We start from the raw sequence: 15,425 nt of genomic DNA, 5'->3' as shown, positions 1-15,425 counted from the left end.
TGCGGCAGGGGTCAGAGCCCTTTCCTCACGGAAAGGGATCCGACCCCGGATCCCGCAGCGCAAGGGGTCAGATCCCTTGCCGCGAGGAAAGGGCTCTGACCCCGAACCCCCGTTTTGCACTACATTGGTGCAATGTCCGACCCCGCACCCCCGCCGTCCCTCGATGCCCTGGGCACGCCGCTGGCCTGGGCCGGGGCCGATGGCTGCATTGCCGGCTGCAATCCGGCTTTCGCCCGCTGGCTGGGCGTCAGCGTCCGGCGCCTGTTGGGTCGGCCGCTGGCCGCACTGGAAGTCCAGGGCGAGGCACTGGCCCATTTCCTGGCCCGCGATGAACGCGACAGCCTGCGCCTGAACCGGCTGGCGCTGGCGGTGCCCGGCGAGGCCCCGCGCTTCGCTGAGGGCTGGATGAGCCGCCGCGACGATGGCGGCTGGCTGCTGGAAGCGCATCCGGTCGATGAGTTCCCAGGACTCGATCCCACCCAGGCGCTGCCCAGCGCGCTCAGCGCGGCGCTGAAGGGGCTGGCCCACGAACTGCGTAATCCGCTGGCCGGGTTGAAGGGCGCGGCGCAGCTGCTGGCGCGGCGTGCCGCTCAGCGCGACGCCGGCGAACGTGAGCTGATCGAACTGATCGGTTCGGAGATCGAGCGCCTCAACGGCCTGCTCGACCAGCTGCTGTCGCCGGCCCCGGCGGCGCCCCACGCCGAACTGAACATCCATGCCGCGCTGGAGCGCGTGCTGCGCCTGGCCGAGAGCGAAGCCGGCTGGGCGGTGCGCCTGCAGCGCGACTACGACCCCAGCATTCCCGAATTCCATGGTGACGCCGACCGCCTCACCCAGGCGGTCTGGAACCTGGTGCGCAACGCGATCCAGGCCGGCGCCGGCAACATCACCCTGCGTACCCGCGTGGAGCATGGCGTGCGCATTGCCGAGCAGCTGCACACGCTGGCGTTGCGCCTGGAAATCGCCGACGACGGCCGTGGCGTTCCCGAGGAACTGGCTGAACACCTGTTCCTGCCCTTGGTCAGTGGCCGTGCCGAAGGCACTGGCCTGGGCCTGGCGCTGGCCCAGCAGGTGGCGCGCGAGCATCGCGGCACGCTGACCTACCGCTCGCGCCCGGGCCATACCGTGTTCACTCTGCTGCTGCCGATCGTCAGCGGCGCTGCCCCGGCCGAGGAGGCCCCGCGCGATGTCTGAGTCTTCTTCGTCCCCGCAGCGCATCTGGGTGGTCGATGACGATCGGGCCGTGCGCTTCGTGCTGTGCACCGCGCTACGCGAGGCGGGCTACCAGGTCGTCGATTTCGACAGCGCCGCACCCGCCCTGCAGGCGTTGAGCGAAGGCCCGCCACCGGCGCTGCTGTTCACCGATGTGCGCATGCCCGGCGACGATGGCCTGGTGCTGCTGGACAAGCTCAAGGCCGCGCTGCCGCAGCTGCCGGTGGTGGTGATGTCGGCCTATACCGATGTAGCCAGCACGGCCGGCGCGTTCCGCGGTGGCGCGCATGAATTCCTGTCCAAGCCGTTCGATCTGGACGATGCGGTGGCACTGGCGCAACGGGTGCTGCCGGCCGTCGCACCGGCATTGGCGGCGGCCACACCTGCGGCCGAAGCGCATAGCGACCAACCGCCGCAACTGGTGGGCGATACCCCGCCGATGCGCGCGCTGTTCCGCGCCATCGGTCGCCTGGCGCAGGCACCGCTGGCGGTGCTGATCACCGGCGAGACCGGCACCGGCAAGGAGCTGGTGGCCAATGCGCTGCATCGCGAATCACCGCGCGCGCAGGGGCCCTTCGTCGCGCTCAATACCGCTGCAATCCCGTCCGAGCTGCTGGAAAGCGAGTTGTTCGGCCACGAAGCCGGCGCCTTCACCGGCGCGCAGCGCCGCCATATCGGCCGCTTCGAGCAGGCCGATGGCGGCACACTGTTCCTGGATGAGATCGGCGACATGCCGCTGCCGTTGCAGACCCGGCTGCTGCGCGTGCTGGCGCAGGGCGAGTTCTTCCGCGTCGGTGGCCGTGAACTGATCCGCGTCGACGTGCGGGTGGTTGCCGCCACCCACCAGGACCTGGAAGGTCTGGTTGCGCAGGGGAAGTTCCGCGCCGACCTGCTGCACCGCCTGGACGTGGTGCGCCTGCAGCTGCCACCGCTGCGCGAGCGCCGCGAGGACATCGCACAGCTGGCCAGTACGTTCCTGGCCGCCGCCGCGCGCAAGCTGGATACGCCGCCGAAGCGCCTGACCGCGGCCGCACTGCAGGCGTTGCGCGAACACGACTGGCCGGGCAACGTGCGCGAACTGGAAAACGTGTGCTGGCGGATGGCGGCGTTGGCGGCCGCCGACACCATCGGCGTGGCCGACGTCGATACCGCGCTCAACCGTACGCGCGGTCGTCGCAGCAGCACCACCAGCGCCGATCCGGGGCAGTGGGAAGCGCTGCTGGCCGAATGGGCACGCCGTCAGCTGGCCGAAGGCGTGGAAGGGCTGCACGCGCAGGTGCGCGAGCGGGTCGACCATGCGCTGCTGGAGGCCGCGCTGCAGATCACCCATGGGCGCCGCGCAGAAGCCGCTGCCCGCCTCGGCCTTGGCCGCAATACCCTTACCCGCAAGCTGGGCGCCGGGCGCCGCCGCGGGGGCCATTGAACGGCCCCTGCACGCGATCCTCGCGCCCGCTTGCCGAACTGTTGATCGTTCATGGACGATGCAACGCTTAGTGTCATCTGCAAGGAGTCTTTGATGCGTCTGTCCTTTGCCATCCTGCCGTTGTCCGCCGCCGTGCTGCTGTCTGCCTGCGGCAGCGCGCCGAAAAAGACCGAACCTACTCCGCCGCCGCCGACCGTGGTCAGCGCAGCGAAGCAGGTCGAGGCCAATATTGCGCCGGCCTCGGCCAGCATTGTCAGTGGCCGCATCGCACTGATGGTGGAGCCCGGCGGTATCCACATCACCGGCCTGATCGGTGGCCTGCAGCCGATGCAGCAGGCCGGCTTCCACATCCACGAGCGCGGCGACTGCAGTGCGGTGGATGCCAGCAGTGCCGGCAATCACTTCAATCCCGGTGGCGCTGCGCATGGCCGCGCCGGCACCGGCAAGCACCACCTGGGCGACATGGACAATCTGCGTGCCGACGCCCAGGGCCGCGCCAACGTCGATATCCACCTCAAGGGCGTTACCCTTGGCGGAGGCGCCGCCACCGATATCGCCGGACGTGCACTGGTCGTGCATGCCAACGCCGACGACTATCGCAGCCAGCCCGCCGGCAATGCCGGCGTCCGCATCGCCTGTGGCGTGATCCGGGTTGTCCGCTGATCACTGCAGGCATCATCCAGGGAGAGATTCCATGCGCTTGATCCACACTTCGCTGTTCGCAGCCATTGCTGCGCTGGGCCTGGCGGCCTGCAACCAGCAGCCGGCCGCGCCGCAGGCTGAAACCCCGCCGGCCGCGCCGGCCGACGGTGCTACCACCGAACCGGCTGCAACGCCGGCCCCGGCGGCTGCACCGGCTGCCGATGCTACGGCCAGCGCCGAGCTGGCACCGACCCAGGGCAACGAGACCAAGGGCAGCGTCACCTTCAAGGTGGTCGATGGCAAGGTCCACGTGACCGGCCAGATCAGCGGCCTGAAGCCGGGCAGCGAGCACGGCTTCCACATTCACGAGAAGGGCGACTGCAGCGCCCCGGACGGCATGAGTGCCGGTGGCCACTTCAACCCGGGCAAGCAGGATCACGGCAATGTCGCCACCGATCCGCACCACGGCGGCGACATGCCCAACATCAAGGCCGACGACAAGGGCGTGGCCACCATCGACGGCCCGGTGTCGAGCAACGTCAACATCGGCAAGGGTGATGACTTCGACATCATCGGCCGTGGCCTGATCGTCCACGCCGATGCGGATGACTACAAGACCCAGCCGACCGGCAATGCCGGCGCGCGCCTGGCGTGTGCGGTGATCCAGAAGGCGCCGTAAGCGCGCTCCTGCTGGAAACGGAGGACGCCGGCAGAAGCCGGCGTTTTTCTTGATCGGTCGTGCCGGCCGCTGGCCGGCAATCGCAAATGCGGAGGTTGCCGGCCAGCGGCCGGCACTACCCGTCTTCAGCGCGCCAGCAGTTCGCGCGCGTCCTGGCCGGCCTCGCAGTGCACGAACAGCACTGCGGCTATTTCTGCTGAAACGGAAAACGCCGGCGCAAGGCGGCGTTTTTCCTGATCGGTAGTGCCGGCCGCTGGCCGGCAATCGCAGATCCGGATGTTGCCGGCCAGCGGCCGGCACTACCCGCCTTCAGCGCGCCAGCAGTTCGCGCGCATCCTGGCCGGCCTCGCAGTGCACGAACAGCACTGCGGCTATTTCTGCTGAAACGGAAAACGCCGGCGCAAGCCGGCGTTTTTCCTGATCGGTAGTGCCGGCCGCTGGCCGGCAATCGTAGATCCAGATGTTGCCGGCCAGCGGCCGGCACTACCCGCCTTCAGCGCGCCAGCAGTTCGCGCGCGTCCTGGCCGGCCTCGCAGTGCACGAACAGTACCGGCACGCCATGTGCTTCCAGCACGGCGGCCATCTGCCGCTGGCGCATCAGGAACTGCTCGTAGATGCCCTTCAGGCGGTCGCAATCGTTCTTGCCGTGATCGTAGTGCGCGCACCAGCCGGCCGGATCGAACAGCGCCATGCGTGCTTCGCCATGCGTGTAACGCAGCAGCGGCTCGGGCGCGGCGTTGAGCCATTCGTCTTCACCGGGGGCCATGATCGCGGTCTCGATCAGCGGCCACAGTGCGGCCAGGCCCTGGTTGTCGTACTGCATCGACATCATCGCGGCCAGATCATTCACAGTGAAATACCGCGCGTGCTCGATGCGGGCACCGAAGGTGTTCTGCGCCATCAACGCGGTGTCGGCATGGGCCATGCCGTTGGCCAGCAGCGTGTCTTCCAGCGCCTCGGCCACCGCATTGGTCGTCGCCACGTCGCTGCCGGTCAGCAGGAACGGCACCACGCGCAGGCCGCCGCCCACCAGGCTGGCGTCGGCCTGGAACGGTAGCGGCACGTCGCCCTGGGCGTCGGTACCAAAGGCCAGCAGGCGCGGGCCCTGGTTGCGGCCCGGGGCACGCATCTGCAGTTCTTCCAGGCGGCGGTGGATCGGCCAGCCCGGGCGCAGCACTTCGGCCGGGTCGAAATGGGCGGCGGCGAACACCAGGTCCAGCTCGGCCACCTGCGGCACCAGCTTGGACAGGTCGCGGCCGACGCGATCGGCCAGTTCACCGGCCTGTTCGGCGCTGAGTACCGCCTGGCGGGGGATTTCACCGCCGGCCAGTTCCAGGGCCAGCACGCCAAGGGCATTCATCGCGGGGTCGGGTTTGCTCATGGTTCCACGGTTGGCCCATCACAGGGCGGCAGCTACACTTGGCTCCATTATGCCTGCTCCGCCGTGCAGGCCATGTTGCAGACACCCTCATCCATGCCAGGTATCTCCATGCCCAACGCTCGTCCCGTCGCCATCCTCGGTGGCGTCCGCATTCCGTTCTGCCGCCAGAACACCGCGTATTCGGATGTCGGCAACCTCGGCATGTCGGTCCGTACGCTGGGCGCGCTGGTCGAACGGTTCGGCCTGCACGGCCAGCAGCTGGGTGAAGTGGCGATGGGTGCGGTGATCAAGCACTCCAGCGACTGGAACCTGGGCCGTGAAGCCACGCTGTCGTCCGGCCTGTCGCCGCTGACCCCGGGCATCACACTGCAGCGCGCCTGTGGCACCTCGCTGGACAGCATCATCACCGTCGCCAACAAGATCGCGCTGGGCCAGATCGAATCGGGCATCGGCGGCGGTTCGGACACCACCTCCGACGTGCCGATCGTCTACGGCAAGAAGCTGCGCGCGCGCCTGCTGGCCGCCAACCGTGCCAAGAGCACTGGCGACAAGATCCGCGCGCTCACTTCCGGCTTCAAGTTCTCCGAGCTCAAGCCCGAGTTCCCGGGCGTGGCCGAGCCGCGCACCGGCAAGAGCATGGGCGACCACTGCGAGGACATGGCCAAGGAATGGAACATCTCGCGCGACTCGCAGGACGAGTGGGCGGTGTCCTCGCACAAGAAGCTGGCCGCTGCCTATGAGCGCGGTTTCTTCAACGATCTGATCGCACCGTTCCGTGGCGTCGAGCGCGACAACATCCTGCGTCCGGATACCTCGCTGGAAAAGCTGGCCACGCTGAAGCCGGCCTTCGACAAGGTCTCCGGCCGTGGCACCCTGACCGCCGCCAACTCCACGCCGTTGACCGATGGCGCCGCCGCGGTGCTGCTGGCCAGTGAAGAGTGGGCGCGTGCGCACGGCCATGAGCCGCAGGCGTACCTGCGCGATGCGCACGTCTCTGCGGTGGACTTCGTGCATGGCGAAGGCCTGCTGATGGCACCGACCGTGGCCGTGCCGGAGATGCTCAAGCGCAATGGCCTGACCCTGCAGGACTTCGACATCTACGAGATCCACGAGGCCTTCGCTGCACAGGTGCTGTGCACCCTGCGTGCGTGGGAGAGCGAGGATTACTGCCGCAACCGCCTGGGCCTGGATGCACCGATGGGCCGTATCGACCCGGACAAGATCAACCTGCTGGGCTCGTCGCTGGCCACCGGCCATCCGTTCGCCGCCACCGGTGCACGTGTGATTGCTACCGCAGCCAAGCAGCTGGCCGAACGCGGCGGTGGCCGCGCGCTGGTGTCGATCTGCACCGCCGGCGGCATGGGCGTGGTGGCGATCGTCGAACGCTGATCGTTGCGACCGCGCGCCAACCAAGGTTGGCGACTACCGGGTTCCACACATGAAAGCGCCGCCCATTGGGCGGCGTTTTTTTGTTGCTCCGGTGGGTGCCGACCGTTGGTCGGCACGCCTCACGGCAACCGCGGGTTGCCGAACTCGTCGCGCTCTTCATTGGCGTCATACACCGGCGGCTGCACCGCGATGGGCTGCTCTTCCACCGTGGCACGTAGCGGCGCCTCGCTGCCGCGCACAAGCGCCACGCTGTCCTCGCCGCGCTGCAGTCGCAGCGCATTGGCCAGGCACTGCGCGGCCAGCGCGTGCTCGCCACGCTGCGCGAACAGTTCACCCAGCGCTTCCCACGCCGGGGCACCGGCGCCGGCGGCGATGGCCTCGTGCAGGAACGTATCGGCGGCATCCCACTGCTGCTGGGCCAGGGCCACGCGGCCCTGCGCCAGATGCAGTGCGGCCGAGCCATCATGCACATTGCGCCAGCGCGCCAGGTTGGCCTGGCGGGTGGCCAGGCGCTCGGCCGGCAGGCGGCCGTACAGCGCCACCAGTTCGTCGTCCCAGCGCTGGTCCAGCGCCTGTTCCAGCGCCAGCAGCGCCGGCTCATCCCAGTTCAGGGCCACCGCGCGGCTGGCATAGGCTCCCACCACGTCCGGGGTCGGCCGCAGCGCCTTCGGCGTGGCTTCCCACTGTGCGGCCAATGCGTTGACATCGGCCGCTTCCAGCAGCGCCTGTGCGGCCAGGCGGGCTTCCAGTTCGCTGTTCGATTCGGCCGGCAGTACCTTGCTCTGGCGCAGCGCACCAAGCTGGCCATAGGCCTCGTGTGCGCGACCGGCACGCGCCAGCGCCTCGGTACGCAGCCACAGGCCGCGCGGCGGCAGCGGCTGGATCGCCGCCACGTCCAATGCGTTGATCGCATCCACCGGCAGATCGCGCGCCAGCAGCTGTTCGGCGCGCAGCAGTGCCTGCAGGGTGGCATCGCTCTCGCCAAGACGCTGCAGCAGCGCTTCACCGGCGGGGCCGTCGGCACGTGCCTGTGCGCTGCGCACGGCATTGGCCAGCGCCACCGCGCTCACTTCCGGGTCCTTGGCAGCGCCATCCAGCAGCTTCTCGGCACGCTGCCACTGGCCGTGCTCGTAGGCCTGCAGGCCGTCGATCAGGCGTACCCGGCCCTGCTTGCGGCGGTAGCGGCCCCAGGCGCGGAACGGTGCGGCAATCAGGCTCCACAGCAGCCACAGCACCAGCACTGCGATCACCGACAGCAGCGCCACCTTCGGCAGGTTGCTGTGGTAGTCGTAACCGCCGTAGCGCAGGGTCACTTCACCGAAACGGTTGAGGTCATCGGCGCCGAGCCATTGCGCGGCCACCACGCCGATGGCCACCGCCAGCAACAGCACAACCAGGGATTGCAGGGGTTTCATGCGGGATTACCTCCGGTCGGTCTGGGTGCGCAGTTGCTGCAGGGTGCTGCCAAGCACGGTGTTGCTGGCCTGCAGCGGAAGCTCGCGCAAGGCCTTCAGTTCAGCACGTTGCGCGCGCAGGGCCGGTGAATCCGGCCAACGCCGCTGTGCCCAGTGTTCCACGCGTTCCAGTGCGGTATCGCGGCCCGTGCGGTCGCCGCGTTCGATCGCGGCGCGCGCCAGGGTCAGTTCCAGCTGCAGGGCGTCGTCGGCATTGCGACGTTCGGCGGCGGTCAGCGGGCCATTCTGGCGGCTCGGGGTGATGTCCACGAACGGGGCCAGCGTCGATTGCCACCACGGTTTTGCGGTGTCGGTCGCAGCGTTGCCGGTCACCTGCGACGGCAGCCCCTGCAGTGCCCTGGCCAACGCATCCAGCCGCTGCAGCGACTGCACGCGCGGGCCGGCGCCCAGCGCATCGAGCGCATCGCGCTCCTGCACCAATGCCTGGCGCAGGTTCAGGCCATCGCTGTCGGGCAGATCGGCCAGCGCGGTGGCGGCCTGTGCATACAGGCGGCGCGCGCCTTCCACGTCGTCGGCGTAGTTCAGGCGTTGCGCCGCCTGGGTCAGCAGCAGTTCGGCCTCATCGCGCTGTACCGCCTGGCGGCCCTGATTGGCGCTGTCGGCCAGCTTGGCCAGGTTCTCTTCCAGCAGCGCACTGCGCTGCGAAAGGCCCAGCATCTCGTCGCGCAGCACGCGGTTGGTGGTCGCCGCATCCTGCAGGCGCTGGCTGGTCGCGCGCTGGTCGCGGCGCAGTGCATCCAGCGTCGCCTCCAGGCCCTGCAGCTGCACGGCCATGGTCTGTGCCTGCGCTTCCTGTTCGTGCTGTTGCTGCTGCCAGACGTACCAGCCGGCATAGCCGCCCACGCCAAGCACGACCACTCCGGCCAGCGGCAGCAGCCAGCGCACGGGTCGACGGGGCGGGGAAACGGGCGGAGTCTCGTTCATGGGGCTTCCTTGTCGGCAACGTCGCCGGTCAGGATCCGGCAGGCCGCGTTGTGCACAGCATCACTGTTGCCGACCACAGCGGCAAGCGTGACCCACGTCCCTGTTCAGGTCGCTGCCGGGACGGTGAGCGTGGCGTGTGCAGCGGCCACCAGCTGTGCCGTGGTGGGCCCGGCCGCGCGCACCACGCGCTGCAGCCCCAGTGCATGCGCCTGATCGCCCAGCCGTTCGCTGGCCACGACGACGGTGGCCTGGGCCTGCAGGCGTTGCTGCAATGCCGGCGGAAGCTGCTGCCAGAAATGCTGCAGCGCTTCGCCACTGCTCACCGCCAGCACCCACGGCTGCGCTGAATGCGGCAATCGAGCCAACGTGCGGGGCGGCAGGCGCAGCAGGCGGCGCTGGTAGACATCGGCACGTTCGATCGTGGCGCCGGCGGCCTGCAGGTGTGCAGCAATCAGCCCGCGTCCGCCGGGGGCGGTGACCAGGCCGATGCGCAGGCCCCGCGCCTCGGCCAGCACCGGCAGCGCCAGCAGGCCCTCGCTGTCCATCCGTTGCGGTGCATGCACCTCGCCGACGCCCTGCGCCCGCAGTGCGCGCGCGGTGCCTTCGCCCACGGTCAGCCACGGGCTGCGTTGCGCCTCGGCCAGCGGCAGCAGGGACGCGGCTGCGGCAACGGCGGCCGGGCTGGTGAACACCACCCGATCGCAGTTCAGCGCGCGTTGCAGCTGACGCACCACTGGCATGCCGTTCAAGCGCTGCAGGCGCCAGGGTGGCAGGGCCACCACATGCCCGCCCAGCCCAGCAACGGCGCGGCGCAGTGCGGAATTCTGGCCCTGCGGTCGCAGCGAAATGAAGGTCCAGCCCGGCTCGGAACCGGCGGCGCCAGTGGGTATCGTATGGTCGGCCATTGCCTGCATTATGCGGGCCCTTCGTTGTCGTGGTCTCTGCTCCGATGTCCGTTGATGCTCTGACTTCCTCGCTGGCCGCCCTGCAGGACGTGCTGGACTGCATGCCGGCGGTCCGCGCCATGCAGATCCAGCTCGACGGCTATGCCGATGGCGTGCTGCGCATCACCGCGCCGCTGGCCGCCAACGTCAACGACAAGGGCAACGCCTTCGGTGGCAGCCTGGCCTCGGTGCTGACCCTGTCCGGCTGGGCGCTGGTCAGCCTGCGCCTGCGCCTGGCCGGCCACGATGCCGAGGTCTACGTGGCCGACAGCAACCTGCGCTACCTGGCCCCGGTCTACGAAGACCTGCACGCCCACGCCGAAGCGGCCGAGGCCACTGGCTGGGATGCCTTCCTGAACACCTTCCGCCAGCGCCGCAAGGCCCGCATCAGCATCATCGCCACCCAGCCCGGTGCCGATGGCAAGCCCGCCGCCGAGTTCAGCGGTCGCTTCGTTGCCTTCGCCAAAGGGTAGGATGGCAGGCTGACGTTCTGGGGAAACCACCGATGCGCCGCCTCATCCAGTTCCTGATGTGTTCCCTGCTGCTGGTCAGCGCCGTGGCTTCGGCCGACGACCTGAGCCGCAAGCAGCGCAAGCTGCTGGAAGAGACCCAGATCGCCTACGGCGCGACCATCCGCTGGGGCAGCATGGACGATGCCATCGGCTATCTGGACCCCAAGCTGCGCAAGGAAAAGCCGCCCACCGAGTTCGAGCTCAACCGCTACGCGCAGCTGCGCGTGTCGTCTTACCGCGAGCGTAGCAGCGCGGCGCTGGAAGGCGGCCTGGTCGAGCGCCGGGTCGAAATCGGGGTGATCAACCAGAACACCCAGGCCGAACGCACCGTGATGGTGGTCGAGCGCTGGCGCTGGGATCCGGAGGCCAAGCGCTGGTGGCAGACCGCCGGCCTGCCGGACCTGTGGAAGGGGCAGTGACGGGCCGCGTCCGGCTTGTGCGACAATCGGCGCCCGCTTAATCGACCCGTGACCTGAGTGAATTACGAAGAGTTGCTGGCCTTTGCAGGCCGAAACCCGATGCTGTCCGCGGCCCTGGTCGGCCTGACCGTGGCCATCATCGTCACCGAGATCCGCCGCCTGTTCCGGGGCTTCAAGGGCATCAAGCCCGCCGAACTGACCCAGCTGATGAACGCGGGCGGCACGGTGGTGGTCGACCTGTCGGCCAGCGGTGACTTCGAGAAGGGCCACATTGCCGGCAGCCGCAACGCCCAGGCCAGTGCCTTCGGCCCGGACAACAAGCTGGTGGCCAACGCCAAGCAGTCGCCGGTGGTGCTGGTGTGCCGCAGCGGCAACGCCTCGGAAACCGCCGCCAAGGCGCTGAAGAAGGCCGGCTTCGAGAAGGTCTACGTGCTCGACGGCGGCATTCCCGCCTGGCAGCAGGCCGAGCTGCCGCTGGTCAAGGGCCGCAACTGATTGCCGCAGGTGGCGGATCCGGCCTTGTATGGGCCTGATCCCGCCCCCATCGCAGTAATTCGACCATCGTTTTCATTGCATTCATTGGAGTTACTGGAAATGTCCGAAGAGATCACCAACGGCGCTGCTGCGCCGGTCGATGCCGCCACCGGCCCCGCTTTCACCGTCGAGAAGATCTACGTCAAGGACGTCTCCTTCGAGTCGCCGAACGCCCCGACCATCTTCAATGACCAGGTGCAGCCGGAGCTGCAGCTGAACCTGAACCAGCAGGTGCAGCGCCTGGGTGAGAACGCCTTCGAAGTCGTGCTGGCCGTGACCCTGACCTGCCAGGCTGGTGAGCGCACCGCCTACGTGGCCGAAGTGAAGCAGGCCGGCGTGTTCGGCCTGGTCGGCCTGGACCCGCAGTCGATCGACGTGCTGCTCGGCACCCAGTGCCCGAACATCCTGTTCCCGTACGTGCGCCAGCTGATCAGCGACCTGATCCAGGCCGGCGGCTTCCCGCCGTTCTTCCTGCAGCCGATCAACTTCGAAGGCCTGTACGCAGAAACCCTGCGCCAGCGCCAGGAGCAGGGCGACGCACCGTCGCTGGCTGACTCCGAGCCGGCTGGCAACGCCTGATTCCTGCCGCGACGTCACGGATGAGCACTACCGCTGACAAGATCGCCGTGCTTGGCGCCGGTTCCTGGGGAACCGCGCTGGCCAGCCTGCTCGCACGGCACGGTCATCCGACCGTGCTGTGGGGGCGCGATGCTGCCGTGGTCGAAGCCATCGACCAGCGCCACGAGAACCCGCGTTACCTGCCGGGCATCCCGCTGCCGGACAGCCTGCGTGCCACCACCGACCTGGCGTCGGCGGTGGAGGGCGCGGCCTGGATCCTGGTGGTGACCCCCTCGCATGCCTTCGGCGAAACCGTGCGTGCGCTGGCGCCGCTGCGTCCTGCCGGTGCCGGCGTGGCCTGGGCCACCAAGGGCTTCGAACCCGGTTCGGGCCGCTTCCTGCATGAAGTGGCGCGCGAAGTGCTGGGTGAGGACGTGCCGCTGGCCGTTGTCACCGGGCCGTCGTTCGCCAAGGAAGTCACCCAGGGCCTGCCGACCGCGATCACCGTGCACGGCGACGTGCCCGAGTTCGCGCAGATGGTGGCCGAGGCGATGCATGGCCCGGCGTTCCGCGCCTACACCGGCGACGACATGGTCGGTGCCGAGTTGGGCGGCGCGATGAAGAACGTGCTGGCCGTGGCCACCGGCGTGGCCGATGGCATGCAGCTGGGCCTCAACGCCCGTGCCGGCCTGATCACCCGTGGCCTCAACGAGATGCTGCGCCTGGCCGCTGCCATCGGTGCCAAGCCGGAAACGCTGATGGGCCTGGCGGGCCTGGGCGATCTGGTGCTGACCTGCACCGGCGACCTGTCGCGCAACCGCCGCCTGGGCCTGGCCCTGGGCCGTGGCCAGACGCTGCAGGATGCCGTGCGCGAAATCGGCCAGGTGGTCGAGTCGGTGCAGACCGCCGACGAAGTGATGCGACAGGCGCGCCGCCATGGCATCGACCTGCCGATCTCCGACCGCGTGCGTGCCGTGCTGCACGGTGAGCAGACACCTGAAGAAGGCCTGCGCGCATTGCTGGCGCGGGAACAGAAACCGGAATACCCGGACACGCTGTTCAAGTGAATCGAAAAACCCCGGCTACGTGCCGGGGTTTTTTCATCAGGGAGTACACGCGGGTGCCGGACGGGAGACAGGCTTTGGTGGGTGCCAAGCTTGCTTGGCATCACGCGCGCTGCATATCCACGCATGGCGTGGATCTACTGCAACGCCGATCACCGCGCCCGCGGCGGCGCGCTGGTGTTGTCCATGTCCGAAAAGATCAGCCACGGCCCATCCCCCACGCGCTTCAACGTGAGCGTGAACTTGCCGGTATCGCCCACGTTGTTGCCGTAGCTGTACGCACCAATGATGTAGCCCGTATTCCCCTCCACCGCATACGCCAAGGCACGCAGCCGCAACGGACTGCTGCCCTGGCCGGCATACGCGGCCTCGATTGCGCTGCGGCCTCGCACCGGCGGCTGGTTGCTCTGCAGCACAAAGCCATCCTCGGCGAACAGCGCACCCAATGCCCTGGCATCACCCGTGCGCCACGCCTGCTCGTAGTCGCGCAGTACACGGTCCAGCGGTGCGGGCAGCGCGATATCGGGAAGCGGCTGTGCGGGCTTCGCGCCTTCTGCATCGTGGGCAATTGCCGGCGATGCCATCAGCAGGGCACTGCAGAAGATCATGGCGAGTCGTGTGCGGCGCATGCGTCCAGGCCCTGGCGATGATGGGAAGGCTTCAGACGCATCCTAGCGCGCCGCTGGTTAGAATCACGCGGCCGCCGATTTGGTGGATGCAGCGCAGATCAGACAAGGACACGGAATGAAGATGCGAATCACAGGGATGGCGATGATGGCCGCGCTGCTGGCAGCCTGCGGACAGGCACCGGAGAAGACTGGCGAGACTGCACCTGCTGTGGCGCCGGCGCCGACCGCCGAAGCACCGGCCGCCGTGGCGACGGTGGTCGAGAAGGAACCGTCCGCCGAAGACGGTGTGGACCCCTCGGTGTCGGACAACGAAGGCGAACCGGAAGACCCGAGCGCCGGCGGGGAACTCACCTGCGTGGACAACCCGCTGGCGACGCATTTCTTCACCCTGGTGGGCGGCAATACCGTGGACGACTGCGGCCGCAAGGATCCGAAGGTGCTGGCCGCGTTCAACGCCCTGATGAAGAGCACGGCCGCAGCCGAATCCGCTGACAAGGAGATTCCATCGCTGCGCGAACGCCTGTTGAGCGGGCCCAGCGGTCCTGGCGAACTGGTAGTGCTGCAGGGTGAGCCGTGGTGGTTCTACACCGCCTGCCAGGCCCACGACTGCCCCGGCACCGCGTTGGCGATGCTGTATTCGCCCGATCAGTCGAAGATGGTTGGCCGTCTTACCGCGCGCTGCCGTGTATGGTGGCTGGGCGAGCCGACGGCGGAACAACGTGCGCAGATCGAACAGCGCCAGCCACTGCAGGATGCCGCGTTGAAGGAAGACAGCGCACTCTGCGAGTGATGTGGCGTGCGCCGCAGCGCCGGGCCGTGCCCGGCGTTGCAGTGTGCGTTGTTCCCCGTATTACCCTTCCGGCCGCATGCGTGCGCTGACCTGTGCGGCCAGCGACAGGCTGGCCATCATCAGGCCCTCCATCACGCGGTCGCCCACGTACTCCTCGTCGGGTCCGTTCTGGCGCACGCGCTCGGCAGCCAGCAGCATTTCCAGCGCCACGCGCAGGCCGGTCAATGCGCAGTCCGCGTCGGCCAAGGCCATGCGGCGGCCGGGCATCTGATGACGTTCCGGCCAGGGCTGGCCGTCGGCGGCGGCGCCCTTGCCGATGCGGTCGAGCGTGGCGATGAAACCGTGCGGATCGTGCGGGTGCAGTGCTTCCGAAGGCGCGTCCGCGCTGGCGGGCACGTACTGCGTGCGTAGTCGGGAGGATTCGGGTGTGCTCATGGCAATGCTCCGTGCAGGACAGACGGCAGCCGCCACGCAAAGGTGGCGGGCGGAGACGTGGCTCGAAAACCGGGCGCTTGTTGAAACCGGCAGGCACAGGGCCTCCACGCTCCGCCCGCCATAGCCGGCAGACGGATTGCCCGCCGGCGCCACGAGGGGTGACGCCGGCGGGCAAGCGTTGTCAAACAAGCGCACGGGTTTTCGAAGCCCGGCCATCCTTTTTCGATGGCACGTCATCTGTACGCGTGCTGCTGCGCGGTGCCAATCAGAACAGTTGCATTCAACGCTTGATCAAAGACGCTTTTGGCATTTTTGCACGCTGTTAAGCTGTCGCAGACGCAGGCGCCGCAACGGCCGTAGCGGCATGGGGAATATGCGACATGGGTCGAAGTTGATGACGTGGCGTACGGGTACC

The 15,425-nt window shown here is 68.5% G+C and carries 17 protein-coding genes; 11 read left to right on the top strand and 6 right to left on the bottom strand.

Annotated elements, in window-relative coordinates; all coding sequences use genetic code 11:
- Positions 1–132: 132 nt before the first annotated feature.
- The 4 genes from AC5P78_RS07510 to AC5P78_RS07495 all read left to right on the top strand — a co-directional run bounded on the left by AC5P78_RS07510 (position 133) and on the right by AC5P78_RS07495 (position 3,956).
- Positions 133–1,194 carry a two-component system sensor histidine kinase NtrB gene (locus AC5P78_RS07510; protein WP_323157407.1) on the top strand — a complete coding sequence of 354 codons (1,062 nt, stop codon included), beginning with the start codon at positions 133–135 and terminating at the stop codon, positions 1,192–1,194.
- On the top strand, positions 1,187–2,635 hold the full coding sequence (gene ntrC / locus AC5P78_RS07505; RefSeq protein ID WP_012478733.1) for a nitrogen regulation protein NR(I): 1,449 nt from the start codon (positions 1,187–1,189) through the stop codon (positions 2,633–2,635). The genes AC5P78_RS07510 and ntrC overlap by 8 nt, the downstream gene beginning before the upstream one ends.
- 93 nt (positions 2,636–2,728) lie before the next feature.
- Positions 2,729–3,298, top strand: coding sequence for a superoxide dismutase family protein (locus AC5P78_RS07500; RefSeq protein ID WP_495217176.1), 570 nt, complete (start codon positions 2,729–2,731; stop codon positions 3,296–3,298).
- Between the two features lie 31 nt (positions 3,299–3,329).
- Positions 3,330–3,956, top strand: a complete 627-nt coding sequence (locus tag AC5P78_RS07495) for a superoxide dismutase family protein (RefSeq protein WP_005411864.1) — start codon at positions 3,330–3,332, stop codon at positions 3,954–3,956.
- A gap of 493 nt (positions 3,957–4,449) precedes the next feature.
- Here AC5P78_RS07495 and AC5P78_RS07490 read toward each other — a convergent pair whose 3' ends face one another.
- Entirely contained in the window at positions 4,450–5,337 is an 888-nt protein-coding gene (locus tag AC5P78_RS07490; protein ID WP_005407588.1) for a hypothetical protein, read from the bottom strand.
- 93 nt (positions 5,338–5,430) lie between these two features.
- Between AC5P78_RS07490 and AC5P78_RS07485 the strand changes: the two genes are divergently transcribed.
- Positions 5,431–6,726 (top strand): acetyl-CoA C-acetyltransferase, encoded by a 1,296-nt coding sequence (locus tag AC5P78_RS07485; protein WP_012478738.1) that lies wholly within the window; start codon positions 5,431–5,433, stop codon positions 6,724–6,726.
- A gap of 119 nt (positions 6,727–6,845) precedes the next feature.
- Here the strand turns inward: AC5P78_RS07485 and AC5P78_RS07480 are convergent, their stop codons facing one another.
- From AC5P78_RS07480 to AC5P78_RS07470, 3 genes are all read right to left on the bottom strand, one after another.
- Entirely contained in the window at positions 6,846–8,141 is a 1,296-nt protein-coding gene (locus AC5P78_RS07480; RefSeq protein WP_012478739.1) for a heme biosynthesis HemY N-terminal domain-containing protein, read from the bottom strand.
- A 6-nt stretch (positions 8,142–8,147) separates the two neighbouring features.
- Entirely contained in the window at positions 8,148–9,125 is a 978-nt protein-coding gene (locus AC5P78_RS07475) for a uroporphyrinogen-III C-methyltransferase (protein ID WP_012478740.1), read from the bottom strand.
- A 104-nt stretch (positions 9,126–9,229) separates the two neighbouring features.
- Entirely contained in the window at positions 9,230–10,039 is an 810-nt protein-coding gene (locus tag AC5P78_RS07470; RefSeq protein ID WP_044569338.1) for a uroporphyrinogen-III synthase, read from the bottom strand.
- Positions 10,040–10,074: 35 nt separating this feature from the next.
- Between AC5P78_RS07470 and AC5P78_RS07465 the strand changes: the two genes are divergently transcribed.
- The 5 genes from AC5P78_RS07465 (at position 10,075) to AC5P78_RS07445 (ending at position 13,159) form a co-directional block, all read left to right on the top strand.
- Positions 10,075–10,542 carry a YiiD C-terminal domain-containing protein gene (locus AC5P78_RS07465; protein ID WP_005407593.1) on the top strand — a complete coding sequence of 156 codons (468 nt, stop codon included), beginning with the start codon at positions 10,075–10,077 and terminating at the stop codon, positions 10,540–10,542.
- Between the two features lie 32 nt (positions 10,543–10,574).
- The gene (locus AC5P78_RS07460; RefSeq protein ID WP_005407594.1) at positions 10,575–11,000 is read left to right on the top strand and encodes a hypothetical protein; all 426 of its coding nucleotides are present in this window, start codon (positions 10,575–10,577) and stop codon (positions 10,998–11,000) included.
- Positions 11,001–11,057: 57 nt separating this feature from the next.
- Positions 11,058–11,495 carry a rhodanese-like domain-containing protein gene (locus tag AC5P78_RS07455; RefSeq protein WP_004153552.1) on the top strand — a complete coding sequence of 146 codons (438 nt, stop codon included), beginning with the start codon at positions 11,058–11,060 and terminating at the stop codon, positions 11,493–11,495.
- Between the two features lie 99 nt (positions 11,496–11,594).
- Positions 11,595–12,113 (top strand): protein-export chaperone SecB, encoded by a 519-nt coding sequence (gene secB, locus AC5P78_RS07450; RefSeq protein WP_005407596.1) that lies wholly within the window; start codon positions 11,595–11,597, stop codon positions 12,111–12,113.
- Positions 12,114–12,133: 20 nt separating this feature from the next.
- Positions 12,134–13,159 (top strand): NAD(P)H-dependent glycerol-3-phosphate dehydrogenase, encoded by a 1,026-nt coding sequence (locus tag AC5P78_RS07445; protein ID WP_012478742.1) that lies wholly within the window; start codon positions 12,134–12,136, stop codon positions 13,157–13,159.
- Between the two features lie 149 nt (positions 13,160–13,308).
- Here AC5P78_RS07445 and AC5P78_RS07440 read toward each other — a convergent pair whose 3' ends face one another.
- Positions 13,309–13,764, bottom strand: a complete 456-nt coding sequence (locus AC5P78_RS07440) for a YybH family protein (protein WP_044569341.1) — start codon at positions 13,762–13,764, stop codon at positions 13,309–13,311.
- Positions 13,765–13,900: 136 nt separating this feature from the next.
- On the opposite strand from AC5P78_RS07440, the gene AC5P78_RS07435 reads away from it, so the two are divergent.
- The gene (locus tag AC5P78_RS07435; RefSeq protein ID WP_049396447.1) at positions 13,901–14,575 is read left to right on the top strand and encodes an Ivy family c-type lysozyme inhibitor; all 675 of its coding nucleotides are present in this window, start codon (positions 13,901–13,903) and stop codon (positions 14,573–14,575) included.
- Between the two features lie 60 nt (positions 14,576–14,635).
- On the opposite strand, the gene AC5P78_RS07430 is transcribed toward AC5P78_RS07435, so the two are convergent.
- The gene (locus AC5P78_RS07430; protein ID WP_044569344.1) at positions 14,636–15,010 is read right to left on the bottom strand and encodes a hypothetical protein; all 375 of its coding nucleotides are present in this window, start codon (positions 15,008–15,010) and stop codon (positions 14,636–14,638) included.
- Positions 15,011–15,425: the final 415 nt, after the last annotated feature.

This window comes from Stenotrophomonas sp. YJH_SMC_133 (assembly GCF_059370655.1).
This window is presented reverse-complemented; position numbering and strand designations above follow the sequence as displayed.

Bases quoted from the DNA above. Each gene is read 5' to 3' on its own strand.
- ntrC (WP_012478733.1), top strand. From the start codon at position 1,187: ATGTCTGAGTCTTCTTCGTCCCCGCAGCGCATCTGGGTGGTCGATGAC.
- AC5P78_RS07500 (WP_495217176.1), top strand. From the start codon at position 2,729: ATGCGTCTGTCCTTTGCCATCCTGCCGTTGTCCGCCGCCGTGCTGCTG.
- AC5P78_RS07460 (WP_005407594.1), top strand. From the start codon at position 10,575: ATGCGCCGCCTCATCCAGTTCCTGATGTGTTCCCTGCTGCTGGTCAGC.
- secB (WP_005407596.1), top strand. From the start codon at position 11,595: ATGTCCGAAGAGATCACCAACGGCGCTGCTGCGCCGGTCGATGCCGCC.
- AC5P78_RS07475 (WP_012478740.1), bottom strand. From the start codon at position 9,125: ATGAACGAGACTCCGCCCGTTTCCCCGCCCCGTCGACCCGTGCGCTGG.
- AC5P78_RS07435 (WP_049396447.1), top strand. From the start codon at position 13,901: ATGAAGATGCGAATCACAGGGATGGCGATGATGGCCGCGCTGCTGGCA.
- AC5P78_RS07485 (WP_012478738.1), top strand. From the start codon at position 5,431: ATGCCAGGTATCTCCATGCCCAACGCTCGTCCCGTCGCCATCCTCGGT.
- AC5P78_RS07480 (WP_012478739.1), bottom strand. From the start codon at position 8,141: ATGAAACCCCTGCAATCCCTGGTTGTGCTGTTGCTGGCGGTGGCCATC.
- AC5P78_RS07430 (WP_044569344.1), bottom strand. From the start codon at position 15,010: ATGAGCACACCCGAATCCTCCCGACTACGCACGCAGTACGTGCCCGCC.
- AC5P78_RS07495 (WP_005411864.1), top strand. From the start codon at position 3,330: ATGCGCTTGATCCACACTTCGCTGTTCGCAGCCATTGCTGCGCTGGGC.
- AC5P78_RS07465 (WP_005407593.1), top strand. From the start codon at position 10,075: ATGTCCGTTGATGCTCTGACTTCCTCGCTGGCCGCCCTGCAGGACGTG.
- AC5P78_RS07440 (WP_044569341.1), bottom strand. From the start codon at position 13,764: ATGATCTTCTGCAGTGCCCTGCTGATGGCATCGCCGGCAATTGCCCAC.
- AC5P78_RS07470 (WP_044569338.1), bottom strand. From the start codon at position 10,039: ATGCAGGCAATGGCCGACCATACGATACCCACTGGCGCCGCCGGTTCC.
- AC5P78_RS07445 (WP_012478742.1), top strand. From the start codon at position 12,134: ATGAGCACTACCGCTGACAAGATCGCCGTGCTTGGCGCCGGTTCCTGG.
- AC5P78_RS07510 (WP_323157407.1), top strand. From the start codon at position 133: ATGTCCGACCCCGCACCCCCGCCGTCCCTCGATGCCCTGGGCACGCCG.
- AC5P78_RS07490 (WP_005407588.1), bottom strand. From the start codon at position 5,337: ATGAGCAAACCCGACCCCGCGATGAATGCCCTTGGCGTGCTGGCCCTG.